Origin of the sequence: Enterobacter cloacae complex sp. IR5422 (assembly GCF_049238165.1) — a bacterium.
GTDB classification, from domain to species: domain Bacteria; phylum Pseudomonadota; class Gammaproteobacteria; order Enterobacterales; family Enterobacteriaceae; genus Enterobacter; species Enterobacter roggenkampii.
In genome coordinates, this window is record NZ_JBMKHT010000036.1 from 23,176 (window position 1) to 40,014 (window position 16,839).

Consider the following 16,839-nt stretch of genomic DNA (forward strand, 5'->3'; position numbering starts at 1 on the left):
GGGTCTTTACGTTTATGCTGATAACACTAAAAAAGGAGCAACGATGTATACCCTCACCTGGCTTCCCCCTTATGACTGGCAGTGGATGTTTGGTTTTCTTGGCGCGCGCGCGGTAACGGGCATTGAAACCGTTACCAACGATTACTATGAGCGCAGTTTTGCCTGCGAGGGGCATCAGGGGATTTTCCGCGTGACGCCGGATATCGCCAGCCATACGCTGAGCGTGACGCTCAGCCCGGGGTTAATTCCGGTTGCGCAGGCGTGTCTTGAACGCATCGAACGCCTGTTCGATCTCCGCTGTAACCCGCAGCAAATAGCAGAAACGCTGGGTGAACTCGGTGCTGCAAGGCCAGGCTTGCGTTTACCGGGGGCGATGGATGCGTACGAGCAGGGCGTCCGGGCGATCCTCGGGCAGCTGGTGAGCGTGGCGATGGCGGCGAAGCTGGCGTCACGCGTGGTGGCGCTCTGTGGCGAACCGGTGGCGGATTGTCCGGGCTATCTCTGCTTCCCCACGCCCCAGGCGCTGGCGGCAGCGGACCCGCTGGCGCTGAAGGCGTTGGGTATGCCGCTAAAGCGCGCGGAGTCGCTGATTCATCTGGCGCAGTCGGTTATCGACGGAACGTTTCCGCTTTCCCCGCCCGCGAATACAGAAGAGGGGATGAAGGCGTTACAGCAGCGGCCGGGGATAGGGCGCTGGACGGCAAATTATCTGGCCCTGCGCGGCTGGCAGGCGAAAGATGTGTTTCTGCCGGATGATTACCTGATTAAACAGCGCTTCGCCGGAATGACGCCCGCGCAAATTCGTCGTTATGCCGAACGCTGGAAGCCGTGGCGCTCCTACGCGCTGCTGCACATCTGGTATACCGACGGTTGGGCACCGTCAGTTGATGGCGAAATAGCTGGTGTTGAGCAGAAGATCTAATGGCTGCGGCTCGGCGATAGTGTCACCAAAGATAAAATCGATGCCGATGCCGGAGAGCGTATCCATCATGATGGGCTGATTACAGGGGCCCGCGATAGTTTTCATTCCCACACGCTGGGCGTGGCCCTGAACAATGGTCACCATCATCTCATCCATCAGATTGCCATACACGTTGGTTACCACCTCTGCATCCAGCATCAGATAGTCGGCCATATTCGCGGTCAGGTGGGTAAAGACGTTCATGTCGCGTCCCACCTGGCTGAAGATCACGCGGCAGCCCGCCTGGCGAAGCTTTTGCAGACTCCGATGCAGGTTCTTATCCGGGTTGCACACCACATCGGCAGAGATAACCAGATGCAGCAGACGGCCCGGCATCGGGCTTTTATCCAGCAGGTCGAGCAGTTCATCGACCAGCGTCACGCTGGCTAAACCGGCCTCCGAGAGCGGCAGCGCCACGCCCATGCCTTTACTGGCGATCTGGGTGGCATAGGTGCGGAAAAATTCGCTAAAGATCCGTCTGTCGAGGGCGTGCAGAAGCTCAGGCTCGGCCAGACCCGAGCGGAAGGCATGCTCTTCCTGAACTTCGCCCTGGCTGGTCCACAGGCGTAACGACAGCAGCCAGAAATTACTGCTCTCCGGGATGCGCGGGGAGGCGACGCTGCGGGCAATCATCATCAGATGATTGTCTTTAATCATGTGCCACTGTTCATCAAGCGACATCATGCTGCGCGTGTGGTGATCCCGCTCCTGCTGAGGTTCGTACACCGTCACCATGCCACGCCCGCTGTTTTTTGAGGCGTAACAGGCAATGTCCGCCTGCGACATGATCTCCGACGCCTGATGGTTATTTTCATCAATCAGCGTGATGCCGGCGCTGGCGCCGATCCGGTGCAGGCGGCCTTCCCACATAAAGTGATAGTCGTTGATGGCATGAATCAGGCGACCGGCGATATAGCGCGCGCTTTCCAGGTTGCAGTCCGGTAACAGTAACCCGAACTCGTCCCCGCCCAGACGCGCCAGCACGTCGCTGGAGCGGAGCATGGTCAACATCAGGGAAGCCAGTTCCCGCAGCAGGGCATCGCCCGCGGCGTGGCCAGCCGTGTCGTTGACGGCTTTGAAGCGATCGAGGTCGATAAACACCAGGGCATGGCGCTGGCGCGTTTCGCGAACGGTCTGCAAGAGCCGTTTGAGATGGTTTTCGAAGCTGACCCGGTTTGCCAGATGGGTCAGGGCATCGTGGGAGGCGCTGTAGCTTAGCTGGCGCAGCATTTTGCGCGACTCGGTGACGTCCTGAATGACGATCACCGAGCCAATATTCTGTCCATCCAGCGTGCTGAGCGGCGTAATGCTGTAGTGGATATCATAATTGCCGCCGGTACGGCAGTTCAGCACCACATCCTGATCGATATCGGAACGGGACATATCGCCGCTGTGAATATTCTCCATCAGCGGCCCTTTTTCACCGAAGGTAATGTGTAACACCTTCAGGATCGGCTGGCCGATAGCCTCGGTCTGCAGCCAGCCGCTCATTTTCTCCGCGACCGGGTTCATAAAGGTGACGTTCATGTTGATATCGGTGCACAGCACCGCTTCACCGATGGAGTCGAGGGTAATGTGCAGACGCTCTTTTTCCTGGAAGAGGGCCTCGTTAAGCTGCTTAACCTCGGTCATGTCCATGTTGATGCCGAGCAGCCGTTCAACTTCCCCCTGCTTATTGAGCACCCGGTTCGCCAGGGAGCGAATATGACGCACGCCTTCCTTCACGCGGATGCGGAATTCCAGCTTAAACGGCAGGCGGGAAATCAGGGAGTCCCGCAGCACCTGCTCAGCGTGGACGCGATCCTCCGGCAGCATCGTGTCGTGCCAGAGCTGCCAGGTGGGCTTGATGTGCGGCGGTATTTCATAGAGCTCAAACATCCGCTTATCCCAGCTGATAATGTCGGGTTCCAGATCCCACTCCCAGATGCCGATGCCCCCGGCTTCGTTAGCCAGCGTAATGCGCTCCATCAGGCGCTTATTGACCCATTCGGTCTGCTTCAGATCGTTAATGTCTTCAATCTGGGCAATAAAATAGAGCGGCGAGCCGTCGGCATGGCGCACCACGGAGACGGCAAGCAGCGCCCAGACCACTTCCCCGTCGCGGGTGTAATAGCGCTTCTCGAGGGAGTAGGTATTGATCTCGCCATTGACCAGCTGTTCGAGCTGCTCGAGGTCGGTATTCAGATCTTCTGGCCAGGTGAGCTGCTGGAAGGTCAGCGACTGAAGCTCCGTCTGGCTGTAGCCGAGGAAATTGCACAGCGCCTTGTTAGCCTGAAGCCATTTGCCTTCAATGCTGACCAGCGCCATTCCGATGGCGGAATATTCCATCGCGTTACGAAAGCGCTCTTCGCTTTCGGTGATGTGTTTGCGTTCGGCGCGGAAGGCGTACATCACCATGGTCATCACGTTAGCGGGCAGGAGCAGCATCAGGAACGGCAGCCAGGGGGCGTTCAGCATCGGCCCGGCGTGCTGGGTGGTCAGCGCCAGAGGATTGCGGGCAATCATCAGCGACACCACCATCACGGTGACCAGAAACACCATGAACGCTTCCATCCGCGGCAGGCGCACGGCGCTCCACATCAGCAGAACGATCACGCAGGTGAAGGGCCACGGCAGCCAGGTGATGGCTGCCCAACTGAGGGCTAACGTCACGGCCAGCGTGGTCAGCGTTTCCAGCAGCAATCGCGGGTCACGGTGGCGCAGCAGATAATGCGGCTTAAATAACAGCCCCAGTGGCACCAGTGCCAGTGCGCCAATGGCTTCTGACAACACCCAGACGAAGAAATTACGCAGGGGCTCAGAGCCGGGTGCCAGCAGAGACACCAGAATGCCGCCCATCAGTGGCGGCACCAGCGCGCTGCCGATGGCCACGCGGATCCAGTCGTTCAGATTCTGCAGCGGGTTGTACCACGGGAGCCATTTACGCAGGAACAGCGCGCCGATAACGGCCTCAATGACGTTGACCGCAGGGTAGATGAGGCTGACCGACCCCCAGGAGAACAGCATCCATGAGGCCAGAATATTGCCGAACGAACAGGCCAGGGCAATGCCCGGCCACATTTTTCCGGCATGGCGGTAAAACGCCACCATCATAATGGCGGTGGGAAACCAGAGCGGGGCCAGCAGGGTGCCGAAGCGGGTGAGCTCCAGCGAAAATAAGGTAAAGATAAAGGTGACCAGGCCCAGACAGACAAGTCGTAATAAAGGATGTGGGGTGGTCACCAAAACCCGCTGGTATTGTTTATTCATTACCGCTTTATCCAGAGACGCCATGCCGTCAGGGAAGAAGATGTCCGAACGCGTGAATTTGATAATTTGGTTTATGCTAGTACAAACAATTTACAATTCATATGGTGACCGCTCAGAATTTGACAACACAGACTTATTAAATACTTACTCCGTGAAAAAAAACGGGTAAGCGGCGAAAAAATGCGCATTTAAATTTCATTCAGGGAATAACTCGTCACTTTTCGGTCAGTCTCGCAGAACCTGAGTATTCGACTGGTATCACGCCCGCGAAATCCCTATAATTGCCGCGTTTGACGCTCCGGCGTCGTCCTTCCTTTACATCCAGGTTAATCAGGTCGCTAAATTTATGACTGATAAGTCTCATCAGTGCGTCATTATAGGCATCGCCGGCGCATCGGCTTCAGGTAAAAGTCTAATTGCCAGTACGCTTTATCGCGAACTGCGTGAACAAGTAGGTGATGAGCATATCGGCGTCATTCCCGAAGACAGCTATTACAAAGATCAATCCCATCTGTCGATGGAAGAGCGCGTTAAAACGAACTATGACCACCCAAATGCGATGGATCACAGCCTGCTGTTCCAGCATTTAGAAGCGCTTAAGAGCGGCCAGGCGATCGAACTGCCCGTTTACAGTTACGTAGAACATACCCGCACCCAGGAAACGATCCGCATCGAGCCGAAAAAGGTCATTATCCTTGAAGGCATCCTGCTGCTGACCGACGCCCGCCTGCGTGAATCCATGAACTTCTCGATTTTCGTCGATACCCCGCTGGATATTTGCCTGATGCGCCGCATCAAGCGTGACGTTAATGAACGTGGCCGCTCAATGGACTCCGTGATGGCGCAATACCAGAAAACGGTCCGCCCGATGTTCCTGCAGTTTATTGAGCCCTCCAAACAATACGCCGATATCATCGTGCCGCGCGGGGGTAAAAACCGCATCGCGATCGATATCTTAAAAGCGAAAATCAGCCAGTTTTTTGAATAAGCCGCGTGAATTGTGTACCGTTCAGAGATAACCTGGTTTTACCCTGAGCGCTTACCGGCTCAGGGTACGATGCATGAAAGGAGAAAAAGGCATGCGTCTTTGTGATCGCGATATTGAAGCCTGGCTGGATGAAGGCCGTTTGTCTATTACCCCACGTCCACCTGTTGAGCGTATCAATGGGGTGACCGTCGATGTCCGGTTGGGGAATAAATTCCGCACCTTTAGCGGCCATACCGCACCGTTCATTGACCTCAGCGGACCGAAGGACGAAGTCAGCGCCGCGCTCGATCGCGTGATGAGTGACGAAATCGTAATCGAAGATGGCGAAGCCTTTTATCTGCATCCGGGTGAACTGGCGCTGGCGGTAACGTTTGAATCCGTCACCCTGCCTGCGGACCTCGTCGGCTGGCTTGACGGCCGTTCTTCGCTGGCGCGACTGGGACTGATGGTACACGTGACCGCGCACCGTATCGATCCAGGCTGGTCGGGCCGTATTGTGCTGGAATTCTTCAATGCCGGTAAATTGCCGCTGGCGCTTCGTCCGGGGATGATGATCGGCGCGTTAAGTTTTGAACCGCTGTCAGGCCCGGCAGACAGGCCGTATAACCGCCGTCAGGACGCAAAATATCGCGACCAGCAGGGTGCGGTTGCCAGCCGTATTGATAAAGACTGATCGTTAGTCCATTGAGGATGCCATGAGAAGAGTTCTGACAACGCTGATGATTTTGCTGGTGGTGCTGGTGGCTGGCCTTTCGGCGTTGGTTCTGCTGGTTAACCCTAACGACTTCCGTGCGTATATGGTGCGGCAGGTTGAGGCACGCAGTGGTTATCAACTGAAGCTGGACGGGCCGCTGCGCTGGCACGTCTGGCCGCAGCTCAGCATTCTCTCTGGCCGCATGTCGCTCACGGCGCCGGGGGCGTCCCAGCCGCTGGTGTCCGCAGACAACATGCGCCTTGATGTGGCACTGATCCCGCTCATTTCCCATCAGCTGCAGGTGAATCAGGTGATGCTGAAAGGCGCGGTGATTCAGCTCACCCCGCAAACTGAAGCTGTCCGTGATGCCAACGCGCCGGTGGCACCGCGTGAAAATACCCTGCCTGATGAACCGTCTGATACTGGCTGGTCCTTTGATATTGGCAAACTGAAAGTGGCCGATAGCGTGCTGGTTTTCCAGCATGAGCACGAAGAGCTGGTCACCGTTCGCAACATTAATCTGCAGATGGAACAGGATGAGCACCATCTTGCATCGGTGGAATTCAGCGGGCGCGTGAACCGCGATCAGCGGGATCTGACGCTGTCGTTGAATGCTAATGTTAATGCGTCAGACTATCCGCATCAGCTCACGGCGAACATCCAGCAGCTTAACTGGCAGCTGACGGGGGCCAATCTGCCCACCCAGGGGATCGCCGGTCAGGGGACGCTGCAGGCCGTGTGGCGTGAGGAACAAAAACAGCTGGAGCTGGATAATCTCAACCTGCAGGCAAATGACAGTAGCCTGAAGGGGCAGGCGAGCGTCACCTTTGAAGAGAAGCCGAAGTGGGTGCTGAATCTGCAATTTGACAAGCTCAACCTGGAAAACCTGTTGCCACCTCTGCCAGCCAGCGCCACGGACAGCGAGGCGACGCAGACGGGGCAAAGCCAGGCACCGGTATCACGTCCGGTTATTTCGTCGAATCTCGATCAACCTGACTATAACGCTCTGCGCGGATTCACGGCGGATATTCTGCTGAAAGCCACCAGCCTGCGCTGGCGCGGCATGGACTTTACCGACGTGAGCAGCCAGATGTTTAACCATAACGGTTTGCTGGTGATCTCCGAACTGAGCGGCAAGATGGGCGCAGGACACCTCTCACTGCCCGGCACGCTGGATGTCCGTAAAGACGTTGCCAGCGCCGAATTCCAGCCGCGTCTCGATAACGTTGAGATAGGGACCATCCTGACCGCGTTTAACTACCCGATCTCTCTGACGGGGCAGTTGACCCTCGCGGGTGATTTCTCCGGCACGAAAATTGATGCCGATGCTTTCCGCCGCGAGTGGCAGGGGCAGGCGCATCTTGATCTGAAAAACTCCCGTATGGAAGGGCTTAACTTCCAGCAGCTGGTACAGCAGGCGGTGGAGCGCAGCAGCGATGTGAAAGCCCAGGAGAGCTACGACAGTGCCACGCGCCTCGACAGCTTCACCACGGACCTGACGCTGAACAACGGACAACTCTCTCTCGACGGAATGCAGGGTACCTCTTCACTCTTATCATTAACGGGCGAGGGTAAGCTGGATCTGGTCAAAGAGACGGCGGACACGCGCTTTAACGTGCGGGTACTTTCCGGCTGGCAGGGGGAAAGCAAGCTCACTGACTTCCTGAAAGAGACGCCGGTCCCGCTGACCGTATACGGCAAATGGCAGGCCCTGAATTACAGTCTGCAGGTGGATCAGATCCTGCGTAAGCATCTGCAGGATGAAGCGAAACGTCGACTCAGCGGCTGGGCGGATCGTAATAAAGATTCACAGGACGGCAAGGATGTGAAGAAGCTGCTGGATAAGCTTTGATGCCTGTTGCGCCGGGTGGCGGCTTCGCCTTACCCGGCCTACAAAAACCGAATACCGCAGGCCGGGTGAGCGAAACGCCACCCGGCTTTTTCACACCTCAAAATCCAGTTCTTCCTCTTCCCGCAGCGGTATCAGCTGAACCTTCTGCACGCGATGGTTTTCAATCTGGAGCGTTTTAAGCCGATAGTCGCCGACCTGAACCTCTTCCCCCGGCTGTGGGATACGCTGCAAATACTCCATCAGCAGACCGGCAATGGTGTGGTATTCCCGTTTATCATCCAGCGGCAGCGGCACATACTGCACCAGGTCTTCCAGCGGCATATGGCCGTTAGCCGTCCACGAGCCGTCGGCGTTTTTCTGAATGTCGTGGCGGGCGTCAATCTCATCCACCTCGTTTGGCAGATTACCGGCAATGGTTTCCATCACGTCGCTGAGCGTGACCAGCCCTTCCACCGAACCAAACTCATCCACCACAAAGGCAAAGTGGGTGCGCGCGTTACGGAATTGCTCAAGGGCGGAAAGCAACGGCAGCCCCTCCGGGAAGACCAGCGGCTGGCGAACCAGAGCGCGGAGATTGAGCGGCTCACCGTGGAGCTGCTGCTGGAGCAGATCAATGACGTGTACCACGCCCAATAGCTCCTCTTCCGCTTCCCCGCCGGTCACCACCACGCGGGTGTGCTGGTTTTTATCCAGCAGGGCGCGAATGTGCGTTTCCGGGGCCGTCAGGTCAATATGCTCAATGTCATGCCGCGACGTCATAATGCTGCTGACCGTACGCTGGTTCAGATTGAGCACTCGCTCAATCATCCGTCGTTCCTGCGGGTCAAAGATCTGCCCGTCGCTGTGGTCGGCCAGCATGGCGGAGGATTCGGCGTCCAGCTCCGCATCCTCTTTCTTGCCGCTTAACAGACGCATGACCGTGTCGGCTGTGCGCTGACGCAGAGTCTGATTGGCGGAAAGGAAGCGACGGCGGTTGAATATCGCCAGCTGGTTAAGCGCTTCAATCATGACGGAGAACCCGATGGCGGCATAGAGGTAGCCTTTCGGAATATGGAAGCCAAAACCGTCGGCCACCAGGCTGAAGCCAATCATCAGCAGGAAGCTCAGGCAAAGGATAACGATGGTCGGGTGACTGTTCACGAAGCGGGTCAGTGCCTTGCTGGCCATGACCATCAGCGTGATGGCAATAATGACCGCGGCCATCATCACCGCAAGGTGGTCCACCATCCCGACGGCGGTGATCACCGAGTCCAGGGAGAAAACCGCATCCAGCACCACGATTTGCGCGACCACCGGCCAGAATTTTGCTCCGCGGCGCTGGGTCGGGTTCTCGCTGTCTTTGCCTTCCAGCCGCTCGTTGAGCTCCACGGTGGCTTTGAACAGCAGGAATAGCCCGCCGAAGAGCATGATCAGATCGCGGGCGCTAAAGCTCAGACCGTGAATGGAGAACAGAGGCTGAGTGAGCGTGACCAGCCAGGAAATAGAGGCCAGCAGCAGTAAGCGCATCACCATCGCCAGCAGCAGCCCCGTTACGCGCGCGCGATCGCGCTGGGAAGGGGGCAGTTTTTCAGCAAGGATGGCGATAAAAACCAGATTATCAATCCCGAGCACCAGCTCGATGACAACCAGCGTAACCAGCCCGGCCCAGATTGAGGGATCGGCAATCCATTCCATAGTAGTAGCAATACCTTCTGTAACATGACTAATGACACAATTCGATCATGGATAAAGCTGTGGGAAAATGCAATGTCAGTATGAGATTTCTCTCAATAATCATTAAATTAAAACTGCCGGGTATAATAGTTTTAATTTATCCAGAAAATCTGTATTTATCCGAAATAACAAAATTAAGAAATATCGCATTAAAAGATGTTCAATCATAACGCTGTCAACATAAAGAAATTCTTAAAAATAAAGTGCATTTCTAAATAAATTCTTAAAAGTTGACGTTCGGAACCCGTTTTCTTGCCTGTTTTGGGATTAACTGTTACAAGATTATTAGCCTAAAAAAGGATATCTCCCGTTAAAGATTGATGTTTTTTTTGGGCGATTGACGAAATAGTGCCTGCGTATTTTGAATGCTTCATTTATTTCACCAGCAAAAAATTCTTGCGGTTTTTTGCCTGTAATTCATTGTGTTATAGCGTATTGGTAGCTGGAAGCCAAGGGCGGTAGCGTGCCTGAATGTGTGTGGGTGGGCCATGATTACGTTGTCAACAGTGACTGGCCAAATAGCGTTTTTTTTAGGAATGATGCCACTTATATTTTTATTTAATTAGCTACATTCTTAATGCATTTTAGATTCACACGTATTTAAATTGCACAGGATAATTACTCTGCCAAAGTGATAAATAATCAATGATGAACTCCAAAATGAAATTGATGCCATTATTGGTGTCTGTGACCTTGATGAGCGGTTGCACGGTCTTTCCCGGAAGCAATATGTCTACAATGGGCAAGGATGTGATCAAGCAACAGGATGCCGATTTTGATCTCGACAAAATGGTGAATGTTTATCCACTTACGCCTCGTCTGGTCGAACAATTACGCCCACGTCCAAACGTTGCCCAGCCAAATATGTCACTGGACCAGGAAATTGCTTCCTACCAGTATCGCGTAGGGCCTGGAGACGTCATTAACGTGACCGTCTGGGATCACCCCGAACTGACCACGCCAGCGGGCCAGTACCGCAGCTCAAGCGACACCGGTAACTGGGTGCAGTCAGATGGCACCATGTTCTATCCCTACATTGGTAAAGTCCATGTAGCAGGGAAAACGCTTGCCGAGATCCGCAGTGATATTACCGGCCGCTTAGCGCAGTACATCGCCGATCCGCAGGTGGACGTTAATATCGCCGCATTCCGCTCGCAAAAAGCCTATATCTCCGGCCAGGTGAACAAATCTGGTCAGCAGGCCATCACCAACGTTCCTCTGACCGTGCTGGATGCCATTAACGCCGCTGGCGGGTTAACCGACGGCGCCGACTGGCGTAACGTGGTACTGACCCACAACGGGAAAGAGCAGCGCATTTCGCTGCAGGCGCTGATGCAAAACGGCGATCTGACCCAGAACCGCCTGCTTTATCCGGGCGACATCCTCTATGTACCACGCAATGACGATCTTAAAGTCTTCGTGATGGGTGAAGTGAAGAAACAGAGCACCCTCAAGATGGACTTCAGCGGTATGACGCTGACCGAAGCGCTGGGCAATGCTGAGGGTATCGATCTGACGACCTCTAACGCGACCGGTATCTTTGTGATCCGTCCGCTGAAAGGTGAGGGCAGCGCGAAAGGCAAGATTGCCAACATCTACCAGCTGGATATGTCCGATGCGACCTCTCTGGTGATGGCGACGGAGTTCCGTCTCCAGCCATACGACGTGGTGTATGTCACTACCGCACCGGTTGCCCGCTGGAACCGTCTGATCAACCAGTTGCTGCCAACCATCAGTGGCGTTCGCTACATGACGGATACGGCGCGCGACATTCATACCTGGTAATCCGCGATGTTTAACAAAATTCTGGTGGTATGCGTGGGGAACATTTGCCGTTCCCCTACGGCTGAACGGTTGTTGAAACACTACCAGCCCGAACTGACCGTTGATTCGGCAGGGCTGGGTGCACTGGTCGGTAAAGGTGCCGATGAGCGCGCAATGAGCGTGGCGCGGGACCATCACCTCTCTCTCGACGGGCATGTTGCCCGCCAGGTCACTGGCCGCATGTGCCGTGAGTATGACCTGATTCTGGCGATGGAAAAACGCCATATTCAAGCGCTGTGCGATATCGCTCCGGAGATGCGCGGTAAGGTGATGCTGTTTGGACACTGGGACAATGAACGTGAAATCCCCGATCCATATCGCAAAAGCCATGAGGCTTTCGAGGCGGTTTACACCTTACTTGACCAGTCTGCCCAACAGTGGGCGCAGGCACTGAAAGCTCAGCAGGGATAACAATGACAGAAAAAACAAAACCTTCTGCCGCCCCGACTTCGGGCAGTGATGAAATTGATATTGGGCGCCTGGTTGGCACGGTTATCGAGGCAAAGTGGTGGGTGCTGGGCATTACCGCCGTGTTTGCCGCGGCGGCCGTCGTCTATACGCTGTTCGCCACCCCTATCTACAGCGCCGATGCGCTGGTGCAGATCGAGCAGAATACCGGTAACTCGCTTGTGCAGGACATTGGCTCTGCGCTGGCGAACAAGCCGCCGGCCTCTGACGCTGAAATCCAGCTCATCCAGTCACGTCTGGTGCTGGGTAAAACGGTTCACGACCTTGGGCTCGATATCTCCGTCACCAAAAATACCTTCCCAATCTTTGGTGCGGGCTGGGATCGGCTGATGGGCAGAAGCAACGACACGGTGAAGGTCACTGACTTCGTGCTGCCAAAAGGGGCAGCCGATCAGACCTTTACCCTGACGGTGCTTGGCCCGAAACAGTATCAGTTGACCAGCGACGCGGGCTTTAGCGCGCGCGGTGAAGTCGGACAGATGCTGAGCAAAGACGGCGTCAGCATGATGGTCAGTGCGATCAACGCCCAGGAGGGCGGGGAGTTTACCGTCACCAAATTCTCCACGCTGGGGATGATCAACAACCTGCAAAACAACCTGACCGTCACCGAAAACGGTAAGGACACCGGCGTGCTGAGCATGACCTTTACCGGGGAAGATAAGGATCAGATCCGCGACATCCTGAACAGCATTACCCGCAACTACCTTGAGCAGAACGTTGAGCGTAAGTCGGCTGAAGCGGCGAAAAGCCTGGCGTTCCTGTCGAAACAGCTCCCGGAAGTGCGCGCCCGCCTGGATGATGCCGAGAACAAGCTGAACGCCTACCGCCAGGATAAAGACTCTGTCGACCTGCCGCTGGAGGCGAAATCGGTCCTCGATTCGATGGTCAACATTGACGCTCAGCTCAACGAACTGACCTTCAAAGAGGCGGAGATCTCCAAGCTTTACACCAAACGTCACCCGGCTTACCGCACGCTGCTGGAGAAACGCCGCACGCTGGAAGAGGAGAAGGCGAAGCTCAATGACCGTGTGACCGCGATGCCGAAAACGCAGCAGGAGATCGTGCGTCTGACCCGCGACGTGGAGTCAGGACAGCAGGTTTACATGCAGCTGCTGAACAAGCAGCAGGAGCTGAAAATCACCGAGGCAAGCACCGTGGGTGACGTGCGCATCGTCGACCCGGCGATTACCCAGCCTGGCGTGCTGAAGCCGAAGAAAGCGCTGATCATTCTCGGCAGCATTATTCTCGGCCTGATGCTCTCCATCGTTGGCGTGCTGCTGCGTTCGCTGTTCAACCGCGGTATCGAAAGCCCGCAGGTGCTGGAAGAGAACGGTATCAACGTCTATGCCAGCATTCCGCTGTCTGAGTGGCAAAAATCCCGTGACAGCGTCAAAACCATCAAAGGCGTTAAGCGTTACAAACAGAGCCAGCTGCTGGCGGTGGGTAACCCAACCGACCTGGCGATTGAAGCGATACGCAGCCTGCGTACCAGTCTGCACTTCGCCATGATGCAGGCTAAAAACAACGTCCTGATGCTGACCGGTGTTAGCCCGTCAATCGGTAAAACTTTCGTCTGCGCCAACCTGGCGGCGGTCGTTAGCCAGACCAACAAGCGCGTGCTGCTGATCGACTGCGATATGCGTAAGGGCTACACCCACGAGCTGCTGGGCACCAACAACGTCAACGGTCTGTCAGAGATCCTGCTTGGCAAAGGTGACATCAGCCAGAGCGCAAAACCGACTACCGTGCCGAAATTTGACCTGATCCCACGTGGGCAGGTACCGCCTAACCCCTCCGAGCTGCTGATGAGCGAACGCTTTACCGAGCTGGTGGAGTGGGCGAGCAAAAACTACGACCTGGTGCTGATCGATACGCCGCCGATTCTGGCCGTGACCGACGCTGCCGTTGTGGGTCGCCATGCGGGTACCACCCTGATGGTGGCGCGTTACGCGGTGAACACCCTGAAAGAGGTGGAAACCAGCCTGAGCCGCTTCGAGCAGAACGGGATTGAGGTGAAAGGGGTGATCCTGAACTCCATCTTCCGCCGCGCGACCGGGTACCAGGATTACGGGTATTACGAGTACGAATATAAGTCTGACAGCAAATAACAATCCCCCTCACCCTAACCCTCTCCCGAGGGGAGAGGGGCGGGGTGAGGGATCAGGGGAAGATCATGACCACACAACGCCCTTTAGTTTCAATCTATATGCCGACATGGAATCGTCAGCAGCTGGCGATCCGCGCAATCAAGTCGGTGTTACGTCAGGATTACGATAACTGGGAGCTGATCATCGTTGATGACTGCTCTTCCTCGTATGAACAGCTGCAAAAATTCGTGACTGACCTCAACGACCCGCGGGTGGTCTATACCCACAACGAGATTAACTCCGGCGCCTGCGCTGTACGAAATCAGGCGATTATGCAGGCCAAAGGGCAGTATCTGACCGGCATCGACGACGATGACGAATGGACGCCGAACCGCCTGTCTATTTTCCTGTCGCATAAAGAGCAGCTGGTCACGCACGCGTTCCTGTATGCCAACGACTATGTCTGTCAGGGCGAGGTGTACTCGCAGCCTGCCAGCCTGCCGCTCTATCCGAAATCACCGTACTCTCGACGCCTGTTCTACAAGCGCAACATCATTGGTAACCAGGTCTTCACCTGGGCGTGGCGCTTCAAGGAGTGCCTGTTCGATACCGAACTGAAGGCCGCGCAGGATTACGACATCTTCCTGCGGATGGTGGTGGAGTATGGCGAGCCGTGGAAAGTGGAAGAGGCCACTCAGATCCTGCACATCAACCACGGGGAGATGCAGATCACCTCGTCGCCGAAGAAGTTCTCGGGCTACTTCCATTTTTACCGCAAGCACAAGGACAAGTTTGACCGTGCCAGCCGTAAATATCAGCTCTTTACCCTCTATCAGATCCGCAATAAGCGCATGAACTGGCGCACGCTGCTGACGCTGTTGTCCATACGTAACGGCAAGCGCCTGGCTGATGGACTTCGGGGGAAATAATGTTTCTGGAAGATTGCCGCGCTAACAGCTGGAGCCTGCGTCCTTGCTGCATGGTTCTGGCGTACCGCATCGCGCATTTTTGCTCGGTGTGGCGTAAGAAAAATATCCTGAACAACATCTGGGCGGCCCCCGTGCTGGTGCTGTACCGCATCATTACCGAATGCTTTTTTGGCTATGAAATTCAGGCCGCTGCCACCATTGGCCGTCGCTTTACCATCCATCACGGCTATGCGGTGGTGATCAACAAGTTCGTGGTCGCCGGGGATGATTTCACCATCCGCCATGGGGTGACCATTGGCAACCGTGGGCCAGACAGCCTGGCCTGCCCGGTCATTGGCAATAACGTCGAGCTGGGCGCGAACGTGGTGATCATTGGCGACATTACGATTGGTAACAACGTCACGATTGGTGCGGGCAGCGTGGTGCTGGACACCATTCCGGATAACGCGCTGGTGGTGGGAGAAAAAGCCCGCGTGAAGGTGATTAAATGAATATTCTGCAATTTAACGTACGCCTCGCAGAAGGCGGAGCGGCAGGGGTGGCGCTGGATCTGCACCAGCGCGCGCTGCAAAAAGGACTTCAGTCTCGTTTTATTTATGGCTATGGCAAGGGCGGCAAGAAAAGCGTCAGTCACGATAACTTCCCGCAGGTGCATAAGCACACGCCGCGTCTGACCTCGATTGCCAATATCGCATTGTTCCGTTTGTTTAACCGCGATCTGTTTGGCAACCTGAATACGCTTTATCGCACGGTGACCCGCACTACCGGCCCGGTTGTGCTGCATTTTCACGTGCTCCACAGCTACTGGCTGAATCTGGAAGAGGTGGTGGCGTTTTGTCAGAAGGTGCAGGCCCACAAGCCCGACACCCGCTTCGTCTGGACGCTGCACGATCACTGGAGCGTAACCGGCCGTTGCGCGTTTACCGACGGCTGCGAAGGCTGGAAAAACAACTGCCAGAAATGCCCGACGCTGAGCAACTATCCGCCGGTGAAGGTGGATCGCGCGCACAAGCTGGTGGCCGGAAAGCGCCAGCTTTTCCGCGACATGCTCTCGCTCGGCTGTACGTTTATCTCCCCGAGCCAGCACGTGGCCGATGCCTTCAACAGTCTGTACGGGGCAGGGCGCTGCCAGATTATTAACAACGGTATCGACGTGGCGACGGAAGCCATTCTCGCCGACCTGACGCCGGTGGCGCAAACCACGGGCAAACCGAAAATCGCTATCGTTGCGCATGACCTGCGTTACGACGGGAAAACCAACCAGCAGCTGGTGCGCGACATGATGGCGCTGGGTGACAAAATTGAACTTCACACCTTCGGCAAATTTTCACCGTTTGAAGGGACTAACGTGGTGAACCACGGGTTTGAAACCGATAAGCGCAAGCTGATGAGCGCGCTGAATGAAATGGATGCGCTGGTGTTCAGCTCCCGCGTGGATAACTACCCGCTGATCCTCTGTGAAGCGCTCTCCATCGGCGTGCCGGTGATTGCCACCCACAGCGATGCGGCACGTGAGGTGCTGGAAAAATCCGGCGGGAAAACTTTTGCGGAGCCGGAGGTTCTGCCGCTGGTGCAATTGCCGAAGGCGCAGATCGCTCAGGCCGTTTTTGGCACCGACCTGGAATCGTTCCGCAACCGCAGCCGCAAGGCCTACAGTGGACAACAGATGCTGGAGGAGTATGTCTCGTTCTATCAGAATCTGTAGTTATCTGCTGCTGCCGCTGATTTACCTGCTGGTCAACGTTAAGATTGCCCAGCTCGGCGAAAGCTTCCCGATAACCATCGTCACCTTCTTGCCCGTTCTGCTTCTGCTGTATGTCGATAAAATCAACCTGAAGAAGCTGATGATTGCCTTAGGGTTGGGTACGGGTCTGACGCTGTTTAACTATATCTTCGGCCAGTCGCTGGATGCCAGTAAATACGTCACCTCGACCATGCTGTTTGTTTAGGAAGGTGCGAATAAGTCCGAGATGTGAGATCATCGTGTTGTAACCTGAACCCAGAATGAGTAACCGGATGAGCCAGCAACTGACTTTTGCCGACAGTGAGTTTTCCAGTAAACGCCGCCAGACCC

At 55.6% G+C, this 16,839-nt stretch carries 12 protein-coding genes and 1 pseudogene; 11 read left to right on the plus strand and 2 right to left on the minus strand.

The features are described 5' to 3' along the window. Window positions 1-43 precede the first annotated feature (43 nt). On the plus strand, window positions 44-922 hold the full coding sequence (alkA, locus tag ACOTXT_RS16635; RefSeq protein WP_008500857.1) for a DNA-3-methyladenine glycosylase 2: 879 nt from the start codon (window positions 44-46) through the stop codon (window positions 920-922). Here alkA and ACOTXT_RS16640 read toward each other — a convergent pair. Further along, a complete protein-coding gene (locus ACOTXT_RS16640) occupies window positions 881-4,210 on the minus strand; it encodes a diguanylate cyclase (RefSeq protein ID WP_333165962.1) in 3,330 nt (1,109 codons plus the stop codon). The two genes, alkA and ACOTXT_RS16640, sit on opposite strands and share 42 nt — an antisense overlap. 346 nt (window positions 4,211-4,556) lie before the next feature. Here ACOTXT_RS16640 and udk point away from each other — a divergent pair, with 346 nt between their 5' ends. The 3 genes from udk to asmA all read left to right on the plus strand — a co-directional run bounded on the left by udk (window position 4,557) and on the right by asmA (window position 7,744). Next, window positions 4,557-5,198 carry a uridine kinase gene (gene udk / locus ACOTXT_RS16645; protein WP_008500855.1) on the plus strand — a complete coding sequence of 214 codons (642 nt, stop codon included), beginning with the start codon at window positions 4,557-4,559 and terminating at the stop codon, window positions 5,196-5,198. 91 nt (window positions 5,199-5,289) lie between these two features. Next, window positions 5,290-5,871 carry a dCTP deaminase gene (gene dcd, locus ACOTXT_RS16650; protein WP_008500854.1) on the plus strand — a complete coding sequence of 194 codons (582 nt, stop codon included), beginning with the start codon at window positions 5,290-5,292 and terminating at the stop codon, window positions 5,869-5,871. Between the two features lie 22 nt (window positions 5,872-5,893). Further along, a complete protein-coding gene (gene asmA / locus ACOTXT_RS16655; RefSeq protein ID WP_333165965.1) occupies window positions 5,894-7,744 on the plus strand; it encodes an outer membrane assembly protein AsmA in 1,851 nt (616 codons plus the stop codon). 90 nt (window positions 7,745-7,834) lie between these two features. On the opposite strand, the gene ACOTXT_RS16660 is transcribed toward asmA, so the two are convergent. Beyond that, window positions 7,835-9,418 (minus strand): TerC family protein, encoded by a 1,584-nt coding sequence (locus tag ACOTXT_RS16660; protein WP_159125485.1) that lies wholly within the window; start codon window positions 9,416-9,418, stop codon window positions 7,835-7,837. Between the two features lie 684 nt (window positions 9,419-10,102). Here ACOTXT_RS16660 and ACOTXT_RS16665 point away from each other — a divergent pair. The 7 genes and pseudogenes from ACOTXT_RS16665 to wcaD form a co-directional block, all read left to right on the plus strand. Continuing rightward, entirely contained in the window at window positions 10,103-11,242 is a 1,140-nt protein-coding gene (locus ACOTXT_RS16665) for a polysaccharide export protein (protein ID WP_008499413.1), read from the plus strand. 6 nt (window positions 11,243-11,248) lie between these two features. Continuing rightward, window positions 11,249-11,692, plus strand: coding sequence for a low molecular weight protein-tyrosine-phosphatase Wzb (wzb, locus tag ACOTXT_RS16670; protein ID WP_021241460.1), 444 nt, complete (start codon window positions 11,249-11,251; stop codon window positions 11,690-11,692). Between the two features lie 2 nt (window positions 11,693-11,694). Beyond that, on the plus strand, window positions 11,695-13,857 hold the full coding sequence (gene wzc, locus ACOTXT_RS16675) for a tyrosine-protein kinase Wzc (protein ID WP_008499415.1): 2,163 nt from the start codon (window positions 11,695-11,697) through the stop codon (window positions 13,855-13,857). Window positions 13,858-13,922: 65 nt separating this feature from the next. Then, a complete protein-coding gene (wcaA, locus tag ACOTXT_RS16680; protein WP_021241458.1) occupies window positions 13,923-14,765 on the plus strand; it encodes a colanic acid biosynthesis glycosyltransferase WcaA in 843 nt (280 codons plus the stop codon). Further along, window positions 14,765-15,256: a colanic acid biosynthesis acetyltransferase WcaB gene (gene wcaB / locus ACOTXT_RS16685; protein ID WP_008499417.1), complete on the plus strand. Its 492-nt coding sequence runs from the start codon at window positions 14,765-14,767 to the stop codon at window positions 15,254-15,256. Before wcaA ends, wcaB begins: the two co-directional genes overlap by 1 nt. After that, complete coding sequence (gene wcaC, locus ACOTXT_RS16690; RefSeq protein WP_039025008.1) at window positions 15,253-16,470, plus strand: colanic acid biosynthesis glycosyltransferase WcaC; 1,218 nt, start codon at window positions 15,253-15,255, stop codon at window positions 16,468-16,470. Before wcaB ends, wcaC begins: the two co-directional genes overlap by 4 nt. Then, window positions 16,445-16,711: pseudogene (gene wcaD, locus ACOTXT_RS16695) on the plus strand (putative colanic acid polymerase WcaD); the annotation flags it as partial. The gene wcaC and the pseudogene wcaD, both read left to right, overlap by 26 nt. Window positions 16,712-16,839 lie beyond the last annotated feature (128 nt).